The 23,911-nt window shown below is 55.1% G+C and carries 27 protein-coding genes and 1 pseudogene; 17 read left to right on the top strand and 11 right to left on the bottom strand.

Translation table 11 applies throughout. The features are described from left to right. Positions 1-391 precede the first annotated feature (391 nt). Positions 392-1,168, bottom strand: coding sequence for an enoyl-CoA hydratase (locus tag BLV81_RS22490; RefSeq protein WP_092360162.1), 777 nt, complete (start codon positions 1,166-1,168; stop codon positions 392-394). Positions 1,169-1,380: 212 nt separating this feature from the next. On the opposite strand from BLV81_RS22490, the gene BLV81_RS22495 reads away from it, so the two are divergent. After that, complete coding sequence (locus BLV81_RS22495; protein ID WP_092360139.1) at positions 1,381-1,818, top strand: universal stress protein; 438 nt, start codon at positions 1,381-1,383, stop codon at positions 1,816-1,818. 66 nt (positions 1,819-1,884) lie between these two features. Here the strand turns inward: BLV81_RS22495 and BLV81_RS22500 are convergent, their stop codons facing one another. Further along, positions 1,885-3,090, bottom strand: coding sequence for a murein transglycosylase A (locus BLV81_RS22500; RefSeq protein WP_092360140.1), 1,206 nt, complete (start codon positions 3,088-3,090; stop codon positions 1,885-1,887). 12 nt (positions 3,091-3,102) lie between these two features. On the opposite strand from BLV81_RS22500, the gene BLV81_RS24020 reads away from it, so the two are divergent. Then, a complete protein-coding gene (locus BLV81_RS24020; RefSeq protein ID WP_176992937.1) occupies positions 3,103-3,246 on the top strand; it encodes a hypothetical protein in 144 nt (47 codons plus the stop codon). A gap of 46 nt (positions 3,247-3,292) precedes the next feature. Here BLV81_RS24020 and apaG read toward each other — a convergent pair whose 3' ends face one another. After that, positions 3,293-3,667, bottom strand: coding sequence for a Co2+/Mg2+ efflux protein ApaG (apaG, locus tag BLV81_RS22505; protein WP_092360141.1), 375 nt, complete (start codon positions 3,665-3,667; stop codon positions 3,293-3,295). A 217-nt stretch (positions 3,668-3,884) separates the two neighbouring features. Between apaG and rpe the strand changes: the two genes are divergently transcribed. From rpe to trpE, 3 genes are all read left to right on the top strand, one after another. Next, entirely contained in the window at positions 3,885-4,550 is a 666-nt protein-coding gene (rpe, locus tag BLV81_RS22510) for a ribulose-phosphate 3-epimerase (RefSeq protein WP_092360142.1), read from the top strand. Then, a complete protein-coding gene (locus BLV81_RS22515) occupies positions 4,547-5,257 on the top strand; it encodes a phosphoglycolate phosphatase (RefSeq protein WP_092360143.1) in 711 nt (236 codons plus the stop codon). Before rpe ends, BLV81_RS22515 begins: the two co-directional genes overlap by 4 nt. A gap of 220 nt (positions 5,258-5,477) precedes the next feature. Further along, the gene (gene trpE / locus BLV81_RS22520) at positions 5,478-6,992 is read left to right on the top strand and encodes an anthranilate synthase component I (RefSeq protein ID WP_092360144.1); all 1,515 of its coding nucleotides are present in this window, start codon (positions 5,478-5,480) and stop codon (positions 6,990-6,992) included. Between the two features lie 22 nt (positions 6,993-7,014). Here trpE and BLV81_RS22525 read toward each other — a convergent pair whose 3' ends face one another. Then, positions 7,015-7,215 carry a DUF1059 domain-containing protein gene (locus BLV81_RS22525; protein WP_092360145.1) on the bottom strand — a complete coding sequence of 67 codons (201 nt, stop codon included), beginning with the start codon at positions 7,213-7,215 and terminating at the stop codon, positions 7,015-7,017. Between the two features lie 589 nt (positions 7,216-7,804). Between BLV81_RS22525 and BLV81_RS22535 the strand changes: the two genes are divergently transcribed. From BLV81_RS22535 to trpC, 3 genes are all read left to right on the top strand, one after another. Continuing rightward, entirely contained in the window at positions 7,805-8,374 is a 570-nt protein-coding gene (locus BLV81_RS22535) for an aminodeoxychorismate/anthranilate synthase component II (RefSeq protein ID WP_092360147.1), read from the top strand. A 72-nt stretch (positions 8,375-8,446) separates the two neighbouring features. Then, positions 8,447-9,499 carry an anthranilate phosphoribosyltransferase gene (gene trpD / locus BLV81_RS22540; RefSeq protein ID WP_092360148.1) on the top strand — a complete coding sequence of 351 codons (1,053 nt, stop codon included), beginning with the start codon at positions 8,447-8,449 and terminating at the stop codon, positions 9,497-9,499. Positions 9,500-9,512: 13 nt separating this feature from the next. Next, positions 9,513-10,316 carry an indole-3-glycerol phosphate synthase TrpC gene (trpC, locus tag BLV81_RS22545; RefSeq protein ID WP_092360149.1) on the top strand — a complete coding sequence of 268 codons (804 nt, stop codon included), beginning with the start codon at positions 9,513-9,515 and terminating at the stop codon, positions 10,314-10,316. Here trpC and BLV81_RS22550 read toward each other — a convergent pair. Continuing rightward, positions 10,317-10,511, bottom strand: a pseudogene (locus BLV81_RS22550) (MetQ/NlpA family ABC transporter substrate-binding protein); the annotation flags it as partial. A 179-nt stretch (positions 10,512-10,690) separates the two neighbouring features. On the opposite strand from BLV81_RS22550, the gene BLV81_RS22555 reads away from it, so the two are divergent. Both BLV81_RS22555 and BLV81_RS22560 read left to right on the top strand, forming a co-directional pair. Then, complete coding sequence (locus BLV81_RS22555; protein WP_369823930.1) at positions 10,691-12,580, top strand: alpha/beta hydrolase family protein; 1,890 nt, start codon at positions 10,691-10,693, stop codon at positions 12,578-12,580. 380 nt (positions 12,581-12,960) lie between these two features. Further along, positions 12,961-13,941: a LacI family DNA-binding transcriptional regulator gene (locus BLV81_RS22560; protein WP_092360163.1), complete on the top strand. Its 981-nt coding sequence runs from the start codon at positions 12,961-12,963 to the stop codon at positions 13,939-13,941. 15 nt (positions 13,942-13,956) lie between these two features. Here the strand turns inward: BLV81_RS22560 and BLV81_RS22565 are convergent, their stop codons facing one another. From BLV81_RS22565 to BLV81_RS22575, 3 genes are all read right to left on the bottom strand, one after another. Continuing rightward, positions 13,957-15,285, bottom strand: a complete 1,329-nt coding sequence (locus tag BLV81_RS22565) for a carbohydrate porin (RefSeq protein ID WP_218134307.1) — start codon at positions 15,283-15,285, stop codon at positions 13,957-13,959. Between the two features lie 2 nt (positions 15,286-15,287). Next, on the bottom strand, positions 15,288-15,719 hold the full coding sequence (locus BLV81_RS22570; protein ID WP_092360151.1) for a GNAT family N-acetyltransferase: 432 nt from the start codon (positions 15,717-15,719) through the stop codon (positions 15,288-15,290). Between the two features lie 117 nt (positions 15,720-15,836). Then, positions 15,837-17,102, bottom strand: coding sequence for a dicarboxylate/amino acid:cation symporter (locus tag BLV81_RS22575; RefSeq protein ID WP_092360152.1), 1,266 nt, complete (start codon positions 17,100-17,102; stop codon positions 15,837-15,839). A gap of 129 nt (positions 17,103-17,231) precedes the next feature. Here BLV81_RS22575 and BLV81_RS22580 point away from each other — a divergent pair, with 129 nt between their 5' ends. Both BLV81_RS22580 and BLV81_RS22585 read left to right on the top strand, forming a co-directional pair. After that, complete coding sequence (locus BLV81_RS22580) at positions 17,232-17,666, top strand: hypothetical protein (RefSeq protein WP_092360153.1); 435 nt, start codon at positions 17,232-17,234, stop codon at positions 17,664-17,666. A 37-nt stretch (positions 17,667-17,703) separates the two neighbouring features. Then, the gene (locus tag BLV81_RS22585) at positions 17,704-18,927 is read left to right on the top strand and encodes an ABC transporter substrate-binding protein (RefSeq protein ID WP_255365428.1); all 1,224 of its coding nucleotides are present in this window, start codon (positions 17,704-17,706) and stop codon (positions 18,925-18,927) included. Positions 18,928-19,034: 107 nt separating this feature from the next. Here BLV81_RS22585 and BLV81_RS22590 read toward each other — a convergent pair whose 3' ends face one another. Beyond that, entirely contained in the window at positions 19,035-19,394 is a 360-nt protein-coding gene (locus tag BLV81_RS22590; RefSeq protein ID WP_092360155.1) for a DUF6404 family protein, read from the bottom strand. Positions 19,395-19,687: 293 nt separating this feature from the next. Here BLV81_RS22590 and BLV81_RS22595 point away from each other — a divergent pair, with 293 nt between their 5' ends. Both BLV81_RS22595 and BLV81_RS22600 read left to right on the top strand, forming a co-directional pair. Continuing rightward, positions 19,688-19,993 (top strand): NIPSNAP family protein, encoded by a 306-nt coding sequence (locus BLV81_RS22595; protein ID WP_092360156.1) that lies wholly within the window; start codon positions 19,688-19,690, stop codon positions 19,991-19,993. 67 nt (positions 19,994-20,060) lie between these two features. After that, on the top strand, positions 20,061-20,288 hold the full coding sequence (locus BLV81_RS22600) for a hypothetical protein (protein WP_092360157.1): 228 nt from the start codon (positions 20,061-20,063) through the stop codon (positions 20,286-20,288). Between the two features lie 36 nt (positions 20,289-20,324). Here the strand turns inward: BLV81_RS22600 and BLV81_RS22605 are convergent, their stop codons facing one another. Further along, the gene (locus BLV81_RS22605) at positions 20,325-21,188 is read right to left on the bottom strand and encodes an alpha/beta hydrolase (protein ID WP_092360158.1); all 864 of its coding nucleotides are present in this window, start codon (positions 21,186-21,188) and stop codon (positions 20,325-20,327) included. A 692-nt stretch (positions 21,189-21,880) separates the two neighbouring features. Here BLV81_RS22605 and BLV81_RS22610 point away from each other — a divergent pair. Next, the gene (locus tag BLV81_RS22610) at positions 21,881-22,312 is read left to right on the top strand and encodes a hypothetical protein (protein ID WP_143036427.1); all 432 of its coding nucleotides are present in this window, start codon (positions 21,881-21,883) and stop codon (positions 22,310-22,312) included. A gap of 130 nt (positions 22,313-22,442) precedes the next feature. Further along, complete coding sequence (locus tag BLV81_RS22615) at positions 22,443-22,973, top strand: GNAT family N-acetyltransferase (RefSeq protein ID WP_092360160.1); 531 nt, start codon at positions 22,443-22,445, stop codon at positions 22,971-22,973. Here BLV81_RS22615 and BLV81_RS22620 read toward each other — a convergent pair whose 3' ends face one another. Next, positions 22,974-23,261 carry a hypothetical protein gene (locus BLV81_RS22620; protein ID WP_176992938.1) on the bottom strand — a complete coding sequence of 96 codons (288 nt, stop codon included), beginning with the start codon at positions 23,259-23,261 and terminating at the stop codon, positions 22,974-22,976. It abuts the gene before it with no gap. Between the two features lie 205 nt (positions 23,262-23,466). On the opposite strand from BLV81_RS22620, the gene BLV81_RS22625 reads away from it, so the two are divergent. After that, positions 23,467-23,775 (top strand): panthothenate synthetase, encoded by a 309-nt coding sequence (locus BLV81_RS22625; protein WP_092360161.1) that lies wholly within the window; start codon positions 23,467-23,469, stop codon positions 23,773-23,775. Positions 23,776-23,911: the final 136 nt, after the last annotated feature.

A 23,911-nucleotide genomic window follows, 5' to 3' on the forward strand; every position in this document is an offset into this window, starting at 1 on the left:
TCTGTGAACATTTAATGTTTTAAGTTATACGCCATCCATTTACATGAACAGCGCTGCACTTCCATCAAACGCCCACACTTATCGACTGTTAATTGTTAAAGAACCTTCCACTTCGCGCCACCCAAACCCGGGCTCGCGGCGCTGTCAAATCGTTTTGTTTGTCAGCAGCAGAGAGATGAGATTATGTGGCGTTTCCAGTTTTTCGTCAACTACTTTTTTACTACCCACCGAAAAACTTCTTACTGCCCACAACCACTTCATCCCGCTTTATCCCCCTCTAACTTCGCGCCCAAATCAACCTCTTTTACTACTCGGCTGCTTCGTTTATTGCGCGTCGTTCTCAACGGGAGGCGAACTATAGCAACCCGCTCTCCCCATGGCAAGCGATTTGTTAAAGATTTTTAAAAACAGGTAAACGTTTCCCCAGGAACGCCTGCATGCCTTCCTTTTGATCCTCTGTGGCGAAGGTGCTGTGGAACAGCCGGCGCTCATAGTTGATGCCCTCTGCCAGGGTAGTTTCATAGGCGCGGTTGACCGATTCCTTGATCATCATGACTGCCGGCAACGACATCGAGGCAATCATGATTGCTGCTTCCATTGCCTCCTGCAACAGCCGCTCCAATGGAACGACGCGAGACACCAGGCCGGCGCGCTCGGCTTCAACGGCGTCCATCATGCGGGCTGTCAGGCACATATCCATTGCCTTGGATTTGGAGATCGCCCGCGGCAAGCGCTGGGTGCCGCCGGCGCCGGGAATGATACCCAGCTTGATTTCCGGCTGGCCGAATTTGGCATTGTCGGCGGCAATAATGAAATCGCACATCATCGCCAGCTCACAGCCGCCACCTAAGGCAAATCCTGCGACAGCAGCAATCACAGGCTTGCGCACGCTACGGATCTTCTCCCAGTTACGGGTGATGAAATCACCCTTGAATGCATCCATATAGCTTAGCTGGGCCATGCTGCCGATGTCGGCTCCGGCGGCAAATGCCTTGTCGCTGCCGGCAATGATGATGCAGCCGATTTCAGCATCAGCGTCGAATCCCAGTAAAGCCTCGCCCAGTTCGCTCATCAGCGGATCGTTCAGGGCGTTCAGGGCGTTAGGGCGATTCAGACGGATCAGACCAACTTTTCCCTGTGTTTCAACCAGAATATTTTCGTATGTCATTGCAGGTCCCATTTACGTGAGTCGAATAAACTTAATTGTAGCGCCGCCAGATAAGGGATAGGATGGCTGTAAGCCAGATACTTAACAGTCTCTCAAGGAATCTTCTTGTTTTCAGACTGTCTATATATATGTAAGGCTATATATATTACTGATTACCGACAAGATCGCCCGATTTTGACCGACACACCTTTTTCACCAGAAGGAGGCAAGCCATGTTCAAAACCATTCTTGTACCTACCGACGGCTCCCATTTGTCGGACAAGGCCATCGATACAGCGATTGAATTTGCCAAATTCAGCAGCGGTAAGATAATCGCCCTCTCAGTTGCCGAACCTTATCCATTCTCGCCAATGGCAGAGAGCACCATGGCGACCGATCCCAGCACCTATGAAGAAAACATGTTGGCGCTGGCAAAGCTCAACGTCCAAAAAGTCGCCGATGCCGCCAGGAATGCGGGCGTGCCCTGCGAAATGCTGACGGCACAAGCCTTCAATCCGGACGAAGAAATCATCAGCGCAGCAGAAAAGTACCATTGCGACGCTATTTTCATGGCTTCGCATGGACGCAGCGGCCTGAGCCGGCTGTTCTTGGGCAGCAAAACCCAGCGGGTGCTGGCGCATTCGACTATCCCGGTGCTGGTTCTGCGCTGAGCTTTTCGCCAGCTCGACGCCGGACGGCGTCGAGTCTTATCCCTCACTCCTTCATTTTTTAATGCCTTAACGCGAAGCTGCCAGCTTTGGCAACAACAGCCACATCATGCCGCGTTGCTTCATCTTGCCGGCTTTATCCCCCGCCTCATTGCCAAAACCCCAGAAGAAGTCAGCTCTTACCGCCCCCTTGATAGCGCCGCCGGTATCCTGCGCCACCACCAGCTGCTGCAACGGTGCATTGTTATTCGGCTGAGTAGTCGCCAGGAACACCGGCGTGCCGAGAGGCACGAACTGCGGATCCACCGCGATCGAACGCAGCGGCGTCAGCGGCACGCCTTGCGCACCTTTGGGGCCGACGTTCGGATCGAGCACTTTCTCCTCCTTAAAGAAGACATAGCTAGGATTCGCATTCAACAACTCCTGCTGCCGGTCCGGGTTGGCCGCCAGCCAGGTCTTGATCCCTTGCGCCGACGCCTGGGCCAGGGTCAGCTCCCCTCTATCGACCAGATAACGGCCAATCGACTTGTAGGGATAACCGTTTTGATCGGCATAAGCGACGCGCACCATACTGCTGCCGTCATTCAGCTGGACCCGGCCGGAACCCTGCACCTGCAGGAAGAAGGCATCGACAGGATCGTCCACCCATAAGATTTCCTTACCGGCCAGCACCCCGGATTTGTCCAGTTCTGCACGGCTCGGATACGGCAGCACTTTATTCCCCACCAGGCGGCCGCGCAGACGCAAGCCCTTCAATTCGGGATAGATGCTCGCCAGATCGACTGTGATCAAATCGTCCGGCGTCCGGTAAATAGGCGTTTGATACGAGCCGCCGCGCTTGCGGGCGCCTTTTAGCAAAGGCTCGTAATAACCGGTCACCAGGCCATTATCGGAGCCATCGGCGTTAATCACTTGATAAGGCGTAAAGAAAGACTGGAAAAATGTGCGTATTGCATTGCCATTGTTGCCGTCCAGGCTCGCGGCAACGGCGCATGGCTCTTTCCAGTCGCTTTTGCGCGCCAGCGTTGAACATGAAGTCAGGAAAGCCGGCAATGCCTGGCGCAAATCGTCGCTGCCCCAGCCCGGCAAAGCGGCAAAGGTGGCGGCGCGCAAATTGGTGCCGGGTGCGGCAGACGGTGCAGTCGGGACGCCGGGCTGCGGTAAGGTCGGTGGCGTCGGCGGTGTAATCGGGGTGGTGGTGCAGGCAGCTAAACCGAGTCCGATGATCAAGGCAGTTAAGGCAGAAACAGGTAGACTGATACGTTTAAATAGCATTTAGGATTCTTTATGTGGTTAGTGGCTCTCGAAGCGTGCTTCGCCTTCTTTGTCTTCGCATTCATTGTCTGGTGGACCATGTTTTCCGGCCGCAAGCCGGATCAGAAACCACCCGCCAAATCATTGCCATCTGAAGACAAGGGCAAGGACCAATAGATTCAATCTAAGTACCGTCTATCCGAATACGGCCAATCCAGGCGCCTCAATGCAGCGTGCGCGGCAGGGACAGGATGAATTCCGGGATCCGCGCCTCGAATTGCTCGCCGTCCTCGGCGACGCAGAAATATTCGCCCAGCATCGAACCTTGCGGCGTCGCCATCGAAGTCCCGCTGGTGTATTCAAACTTCTCGCCCGGCTGCAGCAAGGGCTGGTGGCCGATCACACCCAGACCGCGCACTTCCTCGACGTGGTTATTCGCGTCGGTAATCACCCAATGACGTGAAATCAATTGGGCGGCGACTTGCCCGGTGTTCTGGATCGTTATCGCATAGGCAAATACATAGTGCGAACTGTCAGGCTCGGATTGTTCTTCCAGATATTGGGTTCTGACAGTAACGGTAAATTCATAGGCGGCCATGCTGGTTTCCTCGATTGAACTAGCCCGTTGCGGACAGAATGATTAGCCGCCGGGCAAATCTCGGCGACTCTCAAACCCTGTCCCGCAACAGGTGTAGTTGTGGCTAGAGGGCCATTGCACACGAATTTACCCTGGGACGCAAGCTGCCAGAAAGCCAGGCGCGAGGCTAAAGGGTAAAATAGCGCTCTTTTAGCGCCCTTTCCTGGATTTGCCCGCCATGCCAACCTATCGTATCGCTCCCAGTATCCTTTCCGCCGACTTCGCCCGCCTGGGGGAAGAAGTACGCAATGTCGTCCGTGACGGCGCCGACATCATTCACTTCGACGTGATGGACAACCATTATGTTCCCAACCTGACCATAGGACCGCTGGTATGCGAAGCAATCCGGCCGCATGTGCAGGTGCCGATCGACGTCCACCTGATGGTAAAACCGGTAGACCGCATCATTCCCGATTTCGCCAAGGCCGGCGCCAACATCATTACTTTCCACCCGGAAGCGTCGGACCACGTCGACCGCTCCCTGCAACTGATCCGCGACAACGGCTGCAAGGCCGGCCTGGTGTTCAATCCGGCCACGCCGCTGAGCTACCTGGATTACGTCATGGACAAGATCGACATCATCCTGATCATGTCGGTCAATCCCGGCTTCGGCGGCCAGTCGTTCATCCCTGAAGCGCTCAAGAAAATCGCCGAAGCACGCCAGCGGATTGACGCCTCGGGCCGCGAGATCATGCTGGAAGTCGACGGCGGCATCAAAATCGACAATATCGCCGCGGCCGCAAAGGCCGGCGCCGATACTTTTGTCGCCGGCTCGGCCATCTTCGGCAAACCGGACTACAAAGCGGTAATCGACGCCATGCGGACCCAGTTGGCAGCCGCATGAGTACAACCGGCAGAGCAGCCGCGCCTGAAATCGTTGCCCTGAAGGGCATCGCCGCCGCCATCATCGACCTGGACGGCACCATGCTGGATACCGCGCCGGATTTCCATGTCGCCGTCAATCGCATGCGGGCCGAGCTGGAATTGGCGCCGCTGCCGCAAAAAACGATTATCGATTTTGTCGGCAAAGGCAGCGAAAACCTGATCCGGCGCGTACTCGGCGTCGATTATCCGCCGGCGCAAGTGGAACAGCGTTTCGACGCGGCGCTGGCTTCCTATCAAAGCCATTATGCTGCCGTCAACGGCAGCTATGCCACGCTCTATCCAGACGTGGTGGATGGCTTGCAAGCGATGCAGGATAAAGGTTTACGGCTGGCATGCGTCACCAACAAACCGCTGGCATTCGCCGTGGCGCTGCTGGAAAAAACCGGTTTACGCGCGTATTTCGAGGTAGTCTACGGCGGCGATTCCTTCCCGTTGAAAAAACCGGACCCGATGCCGCTGCTGGCAGTGTGCGCCGATTTCAAGCTGCAACCGGCGCAAGTCGTCGCCATCGGCGACTCCAGCAACGATGCCCAGGCCGCGCGCGCCGCCGGTTGCCCGGTGTTTAACGTGCCTTACGGCTACAACCACGGCGAGTCTATACAAGATGTCGATTCCGATGGTATAGTCGCTTCGCTGCTTATTGCAGCACAAAATATAAGCCACTGAATCGACTTATTTAAAACACCCTATCTCTCATGTTTCTCGACAAAAAACATCAAGTCCCACTAGCCGCCCCTGAGGCCTGGCTATGGCGACGCTGGCAATCCTGGACTAACTAAGTAAGTCCGCCGATCGCTGCTGCCTGCTATTCAATAAAGATTAAATCGCAAGCAACGTTTTTTGTAGTACGCCACCGCTGTTTTACAATAGCGACCTGGAGAGAAACATGACCGAACTTGAATTCAAATCGCTGGCCACGCAAGGCTACAACCGTATCCCGCTGATCGCAGAAGCTTTTGCCGATCTTGAAACGCCGTTGACGCTGTACCTGAAGCTGGCGCAAACCCAGCAGACCGGCAAAAACACCTTCCTGCTTGAATCGGTAGTCGGCGGCGAACGCTTCGGCCGCTATTCCTTCATCGGCCTGCCTGCATCGACGCTGCTGCGCAGCTACGGCACGCGGATTGAAGTGCTCAAGGACGACAAGATCATCGAAAGCCGCGAAGGCAATCCGCTCGATTTCATCGCCGAATTCCAGTCGCGCTATAAAGTGGCGCTGCGCCCCGGCCTGCCCCGTTTCTGCGGTGGCCTGGCCGGTTATTTCGGCTACGACACGGTGCGCCATATCGAAAAGCGCCTGGCCAACTCGACGCCCAAGGATGATCTCGGCCTGCCCGACATTCAATTGTTGCTGACGGAAGAACTGGCGGTAATCGACAATCTGTCCGGCAAACTGTATCTGATCGTGTATGCCGATCCGACCCAGCCGGAAGCGTTCTCCAAAGGCCGGCAACGCCTGAAAGATTTGCGCAACATGCTGCGCCGTCCGGCCGATGCACCGGTTACCTCAGCCTCGGTGCGCACCGAAATCATCCGCGAATTCAAAAAAGACGATTATCTGAAAGCCGTCGCCAAGGCCCAGGAATATGTGATGGCCGGCGACTTGATGCAGGTCCAGATCGGCCAGCGCATCAAGAAACCCTATGTCGATTCGCCGCTGATGCTGTATCGCGCCTTGCGTTCGCTGAATCCGTCGCCGTATATGTATTTCTACAATTTCGGCGACATGCAAATCGTAGGGGCATCGCCAGAAATCCTGGTGCGCAATGAGCAAACCTCAGCGCCCAAGGCAGACGGCGAAGTTAAACGCAAAGTCACCATCCGTCCTCTGGCCGGCACCCGCCCACGCGGCGCCACGCCAGAGCAAGATGCGCAGCTGGCCACCGAATTGCTGGCCGACCCGAAAGAAATCGCCGAGCACGTGATGCTGATCGATCTGGCGCGTAACGACATCGGCCGTATCGCCGAGACCGGCAGCGTCAAGGTCACCGACCAGATGGTGATCGAAAAATATTCACATGTGCAGCACATCGTTTCCAACGTCGAAGGCGAACTCAAATCCGGCCTGTCGAACCTGGACGTACTGAAAGCCACCTTCCCGGCCGGCACCCTGTCCGGCGCGCCCAAGGTAAGGGCGATGGAAATCATCGACGAACTGGAACTGACCAAGCGCGGCATCTACGGCGGCGCCTGCGGCTACCTGTCGTTCGGCGGCGAAATGGATGTCGCCATCGCGATCCGCACCGGCGTCATCAAGGACGGCATGCTGTATGTGCAAGCGGCAGCCGGCATCGTCGCCGATTCGGTGCCTGAGATGGAATGGCAGGAAACCGAGAACAAGGCGCGCGCCGTATTGCGCGCGGCGGAACAGGTACAAGACGGTCTGGACGGGGAAATCTGATCCGGAACGATGTCGCCCCTGGTCAGATTTTCAGCGGCGGGGTGCCTTCCTTGAATAGCAGCCCAAGCTGGCTACGCAATTCCGGCGTGTCCTGGTGGCCGTGAACGCTGACTGCGTGCTGGACTGCCGCCGCCAGCAATTCTTCATCGTTATCTGCGGCGATCGCCACTGAACAATTGGTATCGCTTGGATATTCGCGGCAATCGATGTATTTGCGTGACATGGTGAACTCCTTCATTGCAGCAATGTGATTGCGCAAATCCGATGCACATAAACGGCCTGCTGCGAGCTCGCTTGAGAATAAATCTTAGGAATGAAATACGCATTTGTCAACGCAGCGCCGAAGGGTTGGCATCAGGATTTCCTGTTGCCAATATTGACGAAGGATAACCACGACGAACCGCCACAAACCACGGCGGCCCGCTGCCCCCAAACGCACCATTTGAATAAAATCAGGGCGATTCCGATATTTCCCGAATTTTCCGATTATGATCATGATTATTGCCACCCTTTGCCGCCATGACGCTATACTTTGCATCAACGACATGTGCTTGCACTGATACCTATCTCCATAGATGAATACAGCCCGCCTCACTGCCAACTTTATCCAGCTTGCGACTCCGCGGCTGCGATGGCGTCCCTAGATTAAGGTTGGTGGAAAGCCAAAACCACACTACGCCCTATAATTAAGGGCTGATTTAGTGTTGCCCGCGAGATCTTTGCATTCATGTTGTAACAACAGGACAACATACTGTACAAACAAGCATGCTGCGGGCAGAACTCCCAAACAAAATCAATGGGTTAGAACTACTATGCTGCTAATGATCGACAACTACGATTCCTTCACCTACAACCTGGTGCAATACTTCGGTGAACTGGGTGAAGATGTGCGGACTTTCCGTAATGACGAAATCACGCTCGATGAAATCAATGCGCTGAAGCCGGACCGCATCTGCCTGTCGCCTGGCCCCTGCAGCCCGAAGGAAGCCGGGATTTGCGTCGACCTGCTGCAGCAATTTGCCGGCAAGCTGCCTATCCTCGGCGTTTGCCTTGGCCATCAGGCGGTCGGCGAAGCATTCGGCGGCAAGGTGATCCGCGCGCAACAAGTCATGCATGGCAAGACCTCGCCAATCAGCCACACCGGCGTCGGTGTATTCAAGGATTTGCCCAATCCGTTTACAGTGATTCGCTACCATTCGCTGGCCATCGAGCGCAGTTCGATCCCGGCCTGCCTGGAAATCACGGCATGGACCGAAGACGGCGAAATCATGGGTGTTCGGCACAAGGAATACGATATCGAGGGCGTGCAATTTCACCCGGAATCGATCTTGTCGGAACATGGACACGCCCTGCTGCGTAATTTCGTTCAAAGAACCGCTTGAACCTTTAGCGCCGGCACACCGCTAGCTGAACCGGTGCCGCCGCCCAAATCCGTATTTCGTAGCAAGGAAACCATGTCAATCTCGGATCAAGAAGCTCTGTTGCGCTGTATCGAGCATCGCGAAATCTTTCACGATGAAATGCTGTCGCTGTTCCGCCGCATCATGAAGGGCGAAATGTCGCCGCTCATGATTGCGGCGCTGACCATGGGCCTGCGCGTCAAAAAAGAAACCATCGGCGAAATCGCCGCAGCGGCGCAAGTCATGCGCGAATTCGCCACGCCCGTACCCTGCCGCGACACTGCCAATCTGGTGGATATCGTCGGCACCGGCGGCGATGGTGCGCAAACCTTCAATATTTCAACTGCCTCGATGTTTGTCGCCGCCGCTGCCGGCGCCCGAGTGGCCAAGCATGGCGGCCGCAGCGTATCGTCTTCGTCCGGCAGCGCCGATGTGCTGGAATCGCTCGGCGCCAATATCAACCTGACGCCGGCCCAGGTGGCGGAATCGATAGAGCAGACCGGCATCGGCTTCATGTTCGCGCCGAATCACCACGCGGCGATGAAGCATGCGGCGCCGGTACGGAAAGAACTGGGTGTGCGCACCATTTTCAATATCCTTGGCCCTTTGACCAATCCGGCCGGTGCGCCGAATATCCTGATGGGCGTGTTCCACGCCGACCTGGTCGGGATCCAGGTGCGCGTGCTGCAACGCCTGGGCGCGCAACATGCCATCGTCGTGTGGGGCCGCGATAATATGGATGAAGTCTCATTAGGCGCCGGCACCATGGTGGGCGAGCTGGTGAACGGTGAAATCCGCGAATACGAAATCCATCCCGAAGACTTTGGCATGCAAATGATCGCCAGCCGCAATCTGAAAGTATCCAATTCGACAGAGTCGAAACAACGGGTGTTGGAAGCACTGGAAGACCAGCCGGGTCCGGCACGCGATATCGTCGCCATCAACGCCGGCGCAGCTTTATACGCGGCCGGTATCGCCAGTTCGATTGCCGATGGGCTGGATAAAGCGCGCGCTGTTCTCGCCTCAGGTGCAGCCAAAGCCAAACTCGATCAATTCGTGCAAGCCACGCAAGCCATCGCCGCTGCCGGCCGATCGCAAGCGCAGTAAAAGGAACAGCGTCATGTCAGATATTTTGAATAAGATCCTCACCGTCAAAGCGGATGAAGTTGCCGCGGCAAAAAAACAGCAAGACTTTGCCAGCCTGCGCCGTGACGTCGAGTCCGATTCGGAAGCGCGCGCCGGTTTGCGCGCTTATGAAGCAGCCCTGCGTGCAAAAATAGCAGCGGGCCATGCCGGTGTGATTGCCGAAGTCAAGAAGGCTTCGCCGTCCAAAGGCGTGATTCGGGCGGATTTCCGGCCGGCCGAGATTGCCGTCGACTACGCAGCACATGGCGCGGCTTGCTTGTCGGTGCTTACCGACATCCAGTTTTTCCAGGGCGCCCCCGAATACCTGCAACAAGCGCGCGCCGCATGCGCCCTGCCTGTCCTGCGCAAGGATTTCATGATCGATCCCTACCAGGTCTATCAAGCCCGTTCATGGGGCGCTGACGCCATCTTGCTGATCGTCGCTGCCTTGGATCATGGCTTGATGGCGGAGTTGGAGGCGATTGCCCATGAGCTGGGCATGAGCGTGCTGGTGGAAGTACACAATGCAGAAGAACTGCAAGCGGCGCTGAAACTGAAAACCGCCCTGCTCGGCATCAATAACCGTAATCTGCGTACTTTCGACACTTCGCTCCAAAACACGCTGGACTTGCTGCCGCAGATACCCGCGGACAAGCTGGTCGTGACCGAATCCGGGATTCACACCCGGGACGACGTCAAACTCATGCGCGACGCCAACGTCAATGCATTCCTGGTGGGCGAGGCGTTCATGCGCGCCCCACAGCCGGGTGTCGAACTGGGCCGTCTGTTCGATAATTGATCAGAATGCGGGAATCAAGGAGCCCTTGAATTCCGCTTCGATAAACTGCCGCACCTGCCCCGACTGATAGGCTTGGGCCAGTTTCTTCACCCAAGGTTTGTCTTTATCTTCCGTCCGCCTAGCAATCAGATTGGCAAAAGATCCCTTGGCCTCCTCAACGGCGATCGCATCGCATTGCAATGACAAACCCGCTTTCTGCAACATCACTAACGAACGATTTCGCATGTCGACATGTCCTAGACATATGCCCGGATGCTGAGTGATTGAGAGTCATTTCCAATTTATCCATATAATGGAAATTCAATAGAACCGGCTCGGGAACAATTCGACGACGCCCACGACCGAAGTATTTTTGGAGGTTTTTGATGCGCGCTATTTATCAAGTGGTTACCGCAACATGTTTCAGCTTGTCCGTACTGGGCGGAGATGCGCTGGCGGCGAGCCAGCAAAAGCAGTATTCAGTACGCGACTTCTTCCGTAATCCCGAGCAGAGCGGATTCCAGATTTCGCCCAACGGCAAATACATCAGCTTCATGCAACCCTGGGAAGGACGCATGAACATCTTCGTCAAAACCGTCGGTTCAGATGCAGCGGCGCAGCGCATCACCTCGGAGAAGGCACGCGACATCAGCGGTTATTTCTGGAAAGGCGACGATCATCTCCTGTTTGCCAAGGATTTCGGCGGCGATGAAAATTTTCACGTGGTGTCGGTGGGCCGCGACGGCAAAGGCCTCAAAGACTTGACCCCGTATCCCAAGGTAAGGGCCCAGATTGTCGATGACCTGGAGGACAACAAGGAAGAAATACTGGTCAGCCACAACAAGCGCAATGCAGAAGTATTCGATGTCTATCGCGTCAACGTCAGGACCGGCGCCGAAAAACTGGTCGCGCAAAACCCTGGCACCATCCAATCCTGGATTACCGATCACGACGGCAAGGTACGCGCCGCGACCACTTCCGACGGCGTCAACACCAGCCTGCTGTATCGCGCCACGGAAAGCGCGCCGTTCAAGACCGTGTTGACGACTTCCTTCAAGGATTCGGTCAGCCCGCTGTTCTTCACCTTCGACAACAAGAAGCTCTACGCATCGTCCAACCTCGGCCGCGACAAACAGGCGATCGTCATCCTCGATCCGGAAACGGCGAAGGAAGAACAGCTGCTGTATGAAAATCCCGAAGTCGACGTCGACGGACTTTCCTACTCGAAGAAGCGCAAGGTGCTGACCGAGATCAGCTATACCACCTGGAAAACCCAGTACAAATACCTCGATCCGCAAAGCGAAGCCTTGCATAAAACCCTGCAAGAAAAACTGCCAGGCTACGAAATCATCACGCAGTCGCACACCAAGGACGAATCGAAGTGGATAGTGGCGGCCTACAATGACCGCACCCAAGGCAGCCGCTATCTGTTCGACAGCAAGACCGGCGCACTGACCAAGCTGGCCGATATCAATCCCGCCATCGCCGAACAAGATATGGCGGTGATGAAGCCGGTGCAATACAAGGCGCGCGACGGCTTGCTCATCAACGGCTATCTGACGCTGCCGCTCGGCAAAGATCCGAAAAACCTGCCGGTGATCGTCAACCCGCATGGCGGCCCTTGGGTGCGCGACGTGTGGGGCTACAACCCGGAAGTGCAACTGCTGGCAAACCGCGGCTACGCAGTGCTGCAGATGAACTACCGCGGCTCGACCGGCTACGGCCGCGAGTTCTGGGAAGCCTCGTTCAAGCAATGGGGCAAGACCATGCAGGATGACATCACCGATGGCGTGCAATGGCTGGTTCAACAAGGCATCGCCGATCCCAAACGAGTCGCGATCTACGGCGGTTCGTACGGCGGTTATGCGACCTTGGCCGGAGTTGCCTTCACGCCGGATCTGTACGCGGCGGCGGTGGACTATGTCGGCGTCTCCAATATGTTCACCTTCATGAAAACCATCCCGCCGTACTGGAAGCCGTTCCTCGACCAGATGCATGAAATGGTCGGCGATCCGGTCAAGGACAAGGACTTGCTGACGGCGGTCTCGCCAGCCTTGCACACCGACCGCATCAAGACGCCGCTATTCGTTGCGCAAGGCGCCAACGATCCGCGCGTCAACAAGGCCGAATCCGAGCAGATCGTCGAAAGCCTGCGCAAGCGCGGCGTACCGGTCGAATACATGGTGAAGGATAACGAAGGCCACGGTTTTCACAACGAGGAAAACCGGTTTGATTTTTATACGGCGATGGAAGGATTTTTAGCTAAACACCTGAGGCCGCAATAAAGTCCGGCAACGATGATCTGGCAGTAGGTAACGCCGAATAGCTCATAATGAAAATGGCGGATGACCGGAAACGGCCATCCGCCATTTTGTTTCTGACTGCGACGGCGCGCCAAACCCAGCGCACGACAAGAACATTTGTCCGGCCCTGCTTTCGATACTGTTATTCGGAATATGTTTATTAAACCAACCGATTTAACAAAATACGAATAAATCCTTATATAACAAGGTGTTATGAAACTATATTTTGAAGACAAATTGAAAATTTATTTTTTTTACTATACATTACAATCCAATGAAAACAATCCTGAGTAACAGAGGCGCCGGCGACAAGCAGCGGCACCCACTCAGGCAAATGCATGCGCCAAACGCAGGAAGAAATCATGAGACCAACGATTCGGGATATCGCATCGCTTGCAAAAGTATCCATCGGCACCGTATCGCGCGCCCTGAAAAAGCAGCCGGGCCTGACCGAGCAAACGCGCCTCCATGTACAGAAAATTGCGGCCCAACTCGGCTACAACGAATCCAATCTGCGCCAGGGAAGAATCCGGCGCCTGACCTTCCTGCAACATCGCCAGCACAACAACTTTGTCGCCAGCCCGTTTTTTTCGCAAGTGTTGCACGGCGTGGAAGCCGCCTGCCGCGAGCGCAGCATCGTGCCAACCGTGCTGTCGATCGGACCCGCCGACAACGTGATGGAACAGATACGCCTGCATGAACCCGATGCGCTGGCAGTGGCCGGCTTCATGGAACCGGAAGTGCTGGAATTACTGACACGGAGCGGCAAGCCGATGGTATTGATCGACTTGTGCGCGCCCGGCTTCCGCTCCGTCATTTCAGACAATCTGGGCGGCGCACTGGCCGCCACCCGCCATCTGATGGAACTTGGGCGCCAGCGACTGGCATTCATCAGCGGGCCGTTGTCACACTACAGTATTGCGCAACGCGCGCTAGGTTACCGCCAGGCGCTGTTCGAAGCGGGCCGCTTGTTCGATCCGCGCCTGGAGATCACCCTGCCATCAGACCCGGAACTCCATCTGCATGCCGCCGCCGCGATGCAGAGCTTGCTGGAATCCGACGCTCCGCCCGATGCCGTGTTTTGCTATAACGACGCGACTGCGCTGGCCGTCATGAACGCGTGCCAGGCGCGCGGCCTGCGAATTCCTGAAGATATCGCGATTGTCGGCTTCGACAATATCGATGCCGCCGCCAGCTCCACCCCGCCGCTCACTACGCTGGCGGTAGACAAGGAAGCGATGGGCCGGATGGGCATCAAGCTATTGCTGGAAGACGCTCAGGTACAAACCCAAGTGATGCTGCCGGTGGAGCTGATCCGGCGCGCCAGCACAGTCGCTAACTGACGGCCTATAGCCAAGTTAGAATTCCGCGTGCAGCCGCAGCGAGCCAACAGTCACCGGCCCACGGTCGGCGTTATAGGCGGGATTATAAAAACGCTGCAGATCGGCCGTTAATGAAACACCTTTCGACACGCTGAAGCTGTAGTAGGCTTCCAGGATACGCTCCGGCCTGTAGTTCAGCTGGCCGTCGCCGATAAACACGCCAAGACCGCCGGCTGCCAGATACTGTTGATGCGCTTTGCTTAAACCGTTTTGTATCAATGCCAGGCCTACCGTGTCATTTTCACGATGCCAGCTGCTGCCCTTGAGCGAGATTCCCGTGCTCAGGGAGCGCTCGATTTCAGAAAACGAATAGGTTTCCGTTTTGCCGTCGTTGCGGCTGGCCCGGGCAAAAACGCCGATGTCCTCGCTCAGGCTTTGCTCCAGATTAATGCCATAACCATATTTAATCTGACCTTTACGTACCAAGGCCACATCAGGCGTACCGCCGTTGAGCGCTGCGTAAGCCAGGGCATCGGAAAAGCTGCCCATGATTTCCTTGTTACGGAAAAACAGCAGGCGCACTTTCCCAGGCTGGGCACCGATCACATGGTCATGTTCCAGCTCGATCTGATCGCTATGATATTTGGTCAGACGGGTATCCAGGCGCTGGCCGTTGGATTCCAGCGGCACCATGAATCTGCCGCCGCGCAAAACCCAGTCGTCATAATAATATTCCGCCGCAGCGCCCCAGGTATAGCCACGCGTATCGCCGGCATAATCGTAGGCGCCATACGTCGACAACGCCCAGTTCAGAAACTGGGTGCGGCCATCATGGGCATACGCATTGCTGTCGAAGATATCGATGATGCTGAGGTTGCCCACGGTGAGCACCAGGCGCCGTTTATCCACCATCCCGGCCAGCTGGTTGGGCGCCGATTCAAGCGCCTGCTGGTCGCCGCCGAAACCCCAGGTTTGGCGCAAGAACAATCTTGCACGGTAAAAGGTAGGATTCGGGTTGCTGCCCTTTTGCTGTTCCGAATCCATCATCCCGCCCAAGCCGGTCAGACTGGACATGGGCACCGCTTGCACGACTTCCGGATTGAAATACAACTCGCCGCCGCGCCATGGCCGCAAACCCAAAAACAGCGTGCCGGAAAAGGAATAACCCTTTTCCGCCTGCGTGCCCAAGCTATTCGTTCCCGAGTAAGCCGCATCGAAAGAAGGCTTTTTTTGCCAGATATAGGTGGCCTGACCTTTGATGCCCCAGGCCTCTTCCTCGACATCGTCCGCATGCGCGACGATCGGCAGCGCTGTCGCCGCCATCAGCATCAGGCCAAACCAAAACCGGCCGTCGGACCTGAACATGATCAGCTCGCGTTGGCATATACATTCGGCGCGAAACGCTCCATCAGCGCTTGCGGCTTGAGCGGCGCGGTGAAACCGAACCTGGCGTACAGGCCGTGAGCGGTGCTGGTCGCCAGCATGAAGCGCCGCAGCCCTTGCAGCCGGGGATGGTCCATGACAGCAGCCATCAGTTCGGCGCTATAACCTTTACCGCGATGCTCGGCCAGCACGAAGACATCGACCAGGTAGGCAAATGTCGCGTAATCGGTGACGACGCGTGCGTAAGCCACTTGCGCAGGACCAGAAAACAGGCCGAAATTCAGGGAATGGCGGATAGATTCTTCGACCGTGGCGAGCGGGATTCCGCGCGCCCATGCTGATTCTTCAGACAGGAAGCGATGAATCAACGGCACATCCAATTCGGCTGGTTCGGTGGCAATACGCAGTTTTTCCATCAAATGATTCTTTCTGCTTACTCTCTGATTAATTACGGAGAAATATACGCCATCAAATTAGCATATTCCCGAATGAAAAACAGCGCCTTATCGGCGCTGTATCGGGAGTCCTATTTCTCAGCCGTTGCTCTCGAGGGCTAATCGGCCAGCGTCTTCATCCAACTCCCCCTCCCACTTCGCAATCACCGATGTCGCAATGCCGTTGCCAATCACGTTGGTGGCGGTACGGCCCATGTCGAGGAACTGGTCGATGCCGATGATCAGCAGGATGCCGGCTTCCGGCAGGTGGAACATCGGCAGGATGGCGGCCACCACCACCAGCGAACCGCGCGGCACGCCGGCCATGCCCTTGCTGCTCACCATCAACACCAGCAGCATGGTGAGTTGCTGGGTAAACGACATTTCGATGTTGTAAGCCTGCGCCACGAACAAGGCGGCGAATGCCTGGTACATCATCGAGCCGTCTAGATTGAATGAATAGCCGAGCGGCAGCACGAAGCCGGTGATCTTGTCATTCACGCCGAATTTTTCCAGCTGCTCCATCGTCTTCGGATAAGCGGCTTCGCTGCTGGCGGTGGAAAATGCCAGCATGATTGGCTCTTTCAATAAGCGCAATAAGGTGAAGATCGAGCCGCGCAAGAATATATAGCCGATCGCAATCAACAGCGCCCACAGTGTGGCCAGACCGGCATAGAAACCGCCCAGGAACTTGGCATAGGTCGCCAGCACGCCGAACCCCTGCACCGTAATGACAGCGGCGATCGAGGCAAACACGCCAAGCGGCGCAAAGCGCATCACATAATCCGTGACCTTCAGCATGACATGCACCAGGCCGTCCATGGCCGCAGTAATTACTTTGGCCGACTCGCCTTTGACGGAAGCCAGGCCGAACCCGAAAAACAGCGAGAACACGAGGATCTGTAAGATTTCGTTTTTCGCCATGGCGTCGACGAAACTGCTCGGAAACACGTGAGAGACAAAGTCTTTCAGATTGAAGCCGCTGGTATTCAGCTTGGTGTCAGCCCCCAGCGCCGGCAGCGGCAAGTTGAGCGCATGGCCAACCTGGAGTACGTTGACAAACAACATGCCCAGCGCCAACGACAGCAAGGAAGCGATGACAAACCAGCCCAGGGCCCGGACGCCGATGCGGCCGACAGAACTGCTGTCCTTCATGCCGGCAATACCGGATACCAGCGTGCCGAACACCAAAGGCGCGATGATCATCTTGATCAACCGCAAAAACACATCGGTGATGATGGAGAAGTAAGCGGCGATTTCCTTTGCTGCCGCTTCGTCCGGTGCGAGATTGTGACAAATATAACCGACCACTATCCCCAGAACCATGCCGCCCAGAATCCAAGTCGTTGCCTTAATTTTTCTCATTTGCGTATCCTGCCCCATACAAAAAATACAAAACTGTCGATCCAAAAATATTCTTAAGCCTGAGCGCCCTGGGCAGCCTTGCATAGGAATTGCTGCCTTGTTACCTAGCTGCCGTTGCTTGCGCAGTCCATGTTGTTTTATATCGACATGCGCCGATCAAAGTCAGCGGCACATACGGAAGAGTTTGCAAGCAACAACGTGAATTTTGCGGAAATGGCAATATTTGCGAGGCAAAATAAAAAAGCCCTCATGCTGGAGGGCCTTATGAAACCTGATGCTGGCTGCGACTTGAACCTGCCGCTCTCTGCCCGCAAGTCCGCATCACAGCTCAAACTGGTGCGCATGTTACCTTACAAAACACCCCTCAATCAACATAAAAAAGGGCTGTACGCGCTGGCTCGCACGATGCCAAGACATTTGCCGTTCATGCCAATTTCGCAATCAGATCTCGCCCCCTTTGCCGCCCACCACGTCATCCCTGTCAATTTCGCACTACCACGTTGTATTTTGATTTTGGAGCATCAAAATCCCATACGCATCATCACCCTGATGTATATTTCCTGACAGAAACTTAAAACAACGATACACCAAGGAGATAGCGATGCAAAAACGTAGTACGTGTAGCGTCATTTTTTGTCTTACCGCACTAGGTGCACTAGGATTCAGCGCAAGTGCATCAGCTGAATCACCGCCGATTAAAATCGGCGTCATCGGCCCCATCACCGGGCCTTCGGAAGACATGGGACTGAGCATGGTCGGCGGCGCCCGGGTCTTCCTGGCCGACATCAACCAGGTCGGCGGCGTCCTCGGCCGCAAGATCGAACTGGTCGAGCGCGACGATCACGCCAAACCGGACGTCGGCGCGGCCATGGCCAAGGAAATGATCGAGAAGGAAAATGTCGTCGCCGTGGTCGGTTTCGGCAATACCGGTGTCGCCTTGCCCGCGGCGAAAATCTTCCAGGAAGCCAAGATCCCGCTGATCGTCACCGGCGCCACCGGCGCCACGATCACCAAATCGTTCATGCCGCCGGCTTATCCCGTCAGCTACATATTCCGCACGTCCGCCAGCGATGCGCTGCAGCCGATCGTGATCCTCAACGATGTGATCGACCGCCGCAAGATCGACAAGATCGCGCTGCTGCATGACGACAGCCCCTACGGCCAGTTCGGCAAGCAAAGCATGCTGGCAGAGTTGGAACGGCGCAAGATCAAACCGGTGCTGGTGGAAAGTTTCAAGGTCGGCGATCAAGACATGACGACGCAACTGCAGCACGCCAAAGACAACGGCGCGCAAGCCATCGTGATGTACTGCCTCGCCACCGAGGGCGCGATGGTGGTGAAGAGCTCGGAAAAACTGAAACTGAAACTGCCGATAGTCGGCCCCTGGACCTTGTCGCAGCAGACATTCATCGACAAGGCAGGCCAGGGAGCGGAAGGTGTGCGCAGCTCGGTGACCTTCATCGAAAACGAATTGAGTTCGGTCAGCAACCAGTTCTCGCTGACCTACCGCAATGTGAACAAGACCAATCACATCCCGTCGGCCGTGGCCGCGGCCCAGACCTATGACGCACTGCGCCTGATTACGCTGGCGATATTCCAGGCCAATTCAGTGGACGGCGCAAAGATCAAAGATGCGTTGGAAAATCTGCAGGTGCACACCACATCCACCATCGTCTCGCGTTACTTCAAACCCTTCTCGCCGACCGACCATGAAGCGATCGCCCTGAACATGATCGTCATGGGTGAAATCCGCAACGGCAAGGTGGCTTACGCCTACAGGGAAGATGCGAGCAACGGATCGATTGCTCGTACCAAGAAGAATTAGCAGGCGAGATTGCCAGCAAAAGATAACTGGTGTTATTCCCTCAAAGCGATAATTGCAGCAAATGAGAAAGGCCCGCATTACCGCGGGCCTTTTCATAATTTTCTGGCTCACGATGCGGCTTTGATTTGTGACCACAAAGGCAGATTATAAGTACGCGCCCTGATGCGATAGTAGAGCGCCACGATCAATCCGAAAAATACACCGCTCAGTATCGATGCGAAAACGGCCTCAACGCCAGACATCCCCCGCTGCGACCAAACGAAAAGCCACATCCACAGTCCCCAAACAGCACCGAACCATGCGCCCATGAACACGACATTAAATCCGAAGCTCGCGAAATGCGGCGGTGGAATTGAAACACCTGCCCGCCAGAGCATGCGATGAAAAAAAGGGGCGTAGTTGCTGCGCCAGATGCCGGTAGTTTTCAAAATCCCCAGCGCAGCATTGACTTCAAGCGGGTAGGACAAGGAAGCACCTATTGAGTTAGGTAGATCATCCTGCAAAACAACCAGGGAAATACGCCGAAAATTTCGGCTATGAATCACATCTTAACCATGGAAGACTATACACAAGCGGACAGCAATTATTGCAAGCCCTGTGAAAAATAATCGGCGATGGCAGCGGAGCCATGGACGATGTGAGTTAGCGCGGCGTATTCAAGCCGCGGGATGGCGTTGTCGTACTGTTGTCCAGTTATGGCATCATGTGACCATCGTTTTTTCCGCGCCACCATCGTCAACGTCTGTCATGAAGGATTTCCATGGTCACCTGCTATTTGCGCTACATCATCGATCCATACAAACTCAAGGAATTCGAGCATTACGGCAAAGTCTGGATTCCGCTGGTCGAGAAATTCGGCGGACAGCACCATGGATACTTTCTCCCGTCAGAGGGAATCAATAACGTAGCACTCGCGATGTTCACGTTTCCATCGCTCGCATCGTATGAAGAGTACAGAGAGAAATCAATGCAGGACCCCGCCTGCCAGGCCGCATTCAGATATGCCGAGGAAACGCGTTGCATCATCAGCTACGAGCGCAGCTTCTTCCGTCCTGTATTCAGGTAAAGCCGGCTCCATATAAAGCCTACAATGAGCTTGTGTGGATCTCGACGCGTTAAAAAGGGGCAATATGATGAGCACAATCAATCTGACCTGCACAGTAGTTAGCGATCCCGATGCTTTCGTAGCTTTCCAATATTACGTAAAGGCTGGAGAGCTGTTTGACGCCCATGACTACGCAGTGACCTATAGACTAAATCGCGCCGACCTCGATGCCGACGACGTGCGCGCCACGCAAGACGCCGCCGCAAAGCTCAACGCCGGCGAATGCCTGATGGTTTCCCATTCGATTGCAACATGACAGTTAAATGCGCCGGACCGGGCTGCCAACGAGTTCCTACCGTTGGTTGACGGTAAGACTCTCGACGACTCTGTTGAATTTTGCGGTCAGGAAGTCGGCAATGCGGTTCTGCGTTGCTTCGAGATAGGGAATGTTGTAATGGTCCGAGTCAGGGATGGTTTCGTCCTGCGGCGTGTTGACCAATTTGGCCACCAGCATGTCGGTATGCGAGGCCGGCACTACGTCATCAGATGCAGCGCGAATGATAAACGTCGGCGCGGACAACAAAGGCGCATGCTTGACTGAATCGAAGCGATGTTTGAGGACAAAGGCCGGCACGGACGGAAAGCGGCGTTTTGCCAGCGCCAGCAGCGAGTCATAGGGCGTAATCAACACCACCGCTGCGACCGGCCGGCGCACCGCAACCTGCACTGCCACACCCGAGCCAAGACTACGCCCGACCACGGCGATTTGTCCAGCGTTGATATGGCGATGCTCGGCAAACCAGTCGAACAGCATCTCGGCGTCTTCTATCATTTTCAGCTCACCGGGAATACCCTCCGAATCCCCATAGCCGCGATAGTTAATGGCAAGCACGGTCATATTGGGGAACATGCGCCACGCATCGCGCGCCACCCAGGAAACTTCCTCGGAGCGACCGCCGAAATACACCACAGCTGGATGCGGACCGGGCACGCGCGGCGTCAACAACCATCCCGAGAGCCTGGTGCCGTCGGTGCTGCGCAACACGACAAGCCGAGACCTGTGCCCGATGCTATGGGGGTGCTCGACTTCCTTGCTGCGGACCGGCTTGAAAATCAGTTTGCGCTGGCTAACCGCGACTGCGGTGGTAAAAATCAGCCACCCGAGGGCGACGATGCCGCCCATCCCGGTGATTTTTTTGTACTTGATGCGCTTCATAACGCTAGTGCGACTGCACGGGCTCTACCCTATGCTGCGCACAACCCCCTCGTTATTTATTCTAGTCCTTCAATTTGTTGTCGTCTCTATAATTTCGTTGTTACGGATACGATGAGTTAAATTAGCCACAATTTGTGTGATTAATTTATGCCGTTCCCGTGCAATGCCAATGACCAAACTGACGCTTCGGTGCCTCGCAGAAATAGAAGGACGCTTGCGATTCTGCGCACGTCATGATGTCGGATTTAAACTCGCCGGCAACAGGAAGTTCGACTTGAATATGGCGCGAACATATCCTATTGTGGCTTTGCGGTACAACGATTAAACATCGCAAATCTGCGAGAAAAACCAAAGTGAAAAAGTGACGGATGCCAACGGATTTATTGATATCCGACACTTTCACTCTCGCTCTTCACTCCGACACCTGGCTGGCACGAATCCGGTGATGAACGGTGAATAATTCACGCAGATCAGCATTTCTCCAGCCCCGAAAAAATCTCTTTAACTGCCACATACTCAACCAGTTGGCCAGCATGAATTGGTTTCCGGAAAATCATTTCCCTGCGCACTGCGGCATTGCTCTTCCTACTCACAAAGAAGAATGTAGCAAGCTCTTCTCGCTGTCTGGCAGACCGCCGTCAGAATGACACTCCAAAAATTTATATTTAGCGAAAACAGAAAGGATGTTCATCATGAAAAACCTTGTCTTCATTTCGATCGCAAGCCTGTTCGTGTTGGCGGCCTCGGCACAAACAACGCCAGACAATCAGACTGTGAATGTCACGGGCCCGGCACTCCGCATTGACCTGCCCAGTCAGCACCATCGGATGCATCCGGATGAATTCTATGACTACATGCGGTCATACAATCTTTCTAATGGCGCAACACTTGCCGTGTTCTACAGGGGCAGGAAGATGTATGCGGAAGTTGGAGATCTCGGGAGGCATGAAATTGTCGCCACTGCACCAAATGTTTTCGTCGCATTGGACAGGCAATTGAAAATGACGATCAATCTCCGCGGGGATAATGATGCGAGCGGAGAGCTGATCATGGCCGCTCCGCGCAAGCAACTTGCAAACGCTGGCGTGATCCGCAAGCAACGATTGGTCGCTTCGGTCCGCTAAACAGGTGTCACCGACGAGGATCGCCAGACGTTTCGCGTTACACTGGTCGACTTGAAATAAATCACCGCTGGCGTTTCTCTGTATTGCTTGCACCGCCGATTGTAATTAAACCCGTAAGGAAAAATTATTGATGACGCCTGTTTTCCCCCGATCTACAGCGCGTATCACGTTACGGCGCTTGAGCGAGTCAGATTTGGCAGATTTTCAGGCATATCGCCAGTGCGAGGAACTGTCGCGATATCAAGGATGGGTCCCACAACCCGATTCGGAAGCCAGCGCATTCTTAAATGAAATGGCTTCTGCCGAACTATTTCAGCCGGGAATTTGGGCGCAAATCGGAATTGCCGATGGCAGTAACGACAAATTGATTGGCGACATGGGAGTTTGCATATCTGCCGATGGGCAGTATGCAGAAATTGGTTTCACGCTGTCCGATACCTATCATGGCAAGGGCCTGGCTAGCGAAGCCGTACGCGAAACAATTTCCATGCTGTTTGAGGCAAATGATATTCAGCGCGTCATCGGCATCACGGATAGCCGCAATATCCCCTCCATTCAATTGCTTGAGCGAGTCGGAATGAAATTGGCGTCAACGGATAGAGCAATGTTTCGGGGGCAGGATTGCGACGAGCATACTTACCTTGTCGAGCGGCCTCTTTGATCAGTGAATCCGTGACGACTCGTTCGAATTGGATACGCTGGCCATAAGCGGCATGGAAGCTATTCCCTTCCTTTTGCGCTTGGCCAGATAGCGACGACGAATGGCGACATCGGCGGGCTCGGAAACATAGCGCGACACCAACGATGACAGCAGCGCCGTCAATCCAAGGAACAGCAGCAACCAGGGCAATCTGGCGCCATAACTCAACTGCTCTTTGGTTAGCACATTCCGCATCAAACCCAGCACCACGATATGGAACAGATAGATTTCATAACTGTGCCGCTCCATGCAGCGCACCGCGCGACTGCCCCGCCCTGTGCTCCAAGCTGAAGTACGATCATTGGTGCAATCGTTTGCCGCTCCAGAAAACAACTAGATTTCTGCCAAATGACGGGTAGCTAAATTGACCAGAAAACCTACAATAGAAATTGCCTTTACGGCAGCTGATCAAAATCTTTGGCGGAGATGTTATGAAAATTTCTAAGGAGAAATCATGCGGATGCTATTGAATGTCAAACTCCCTAACACCGAATTCAACGCTGCGGTCAAGGACGGTTCTGTCAGCAAGAAAATGGGGCAGATTCTGGAGGAGATGAAACCGGAGGCGGCTTACTTCACCGAACAGAACGGACAGCGATCAGCCCTCTTGATCGTCGACATCGACGACCCGGCGGAAATCCCTATGCTTGCGGAACCATGGTTTCTCACCTTTAATGCCAGCGTGGAATTGAGAGTGATCATGACGTCGGAGGATTTGAAAAGAGCCGGGCTTGAAGAGCTCGGCAGGAAGTGGTCGACGTAGCGTTCGGAAGCAACCCTGATGCTGAATAGCGAATCGCGGAATTGTCCAGTCCTAAAATAGGTTGACAATATTTATTGCCATAGAAACGCTTGATGCACTGCATCGGGCGTTTTGTATTTCAAGGCGGTGTGCGGCC

It is taken from the genome of Collimonas sp. OK242 (assembly GCF_900107095.1).
Lineage (GTDB): Bacteria > Pseudomonadota > Gammaproteobacteria > Burkholderiales > Burkholderiaceae_D > Collimonas.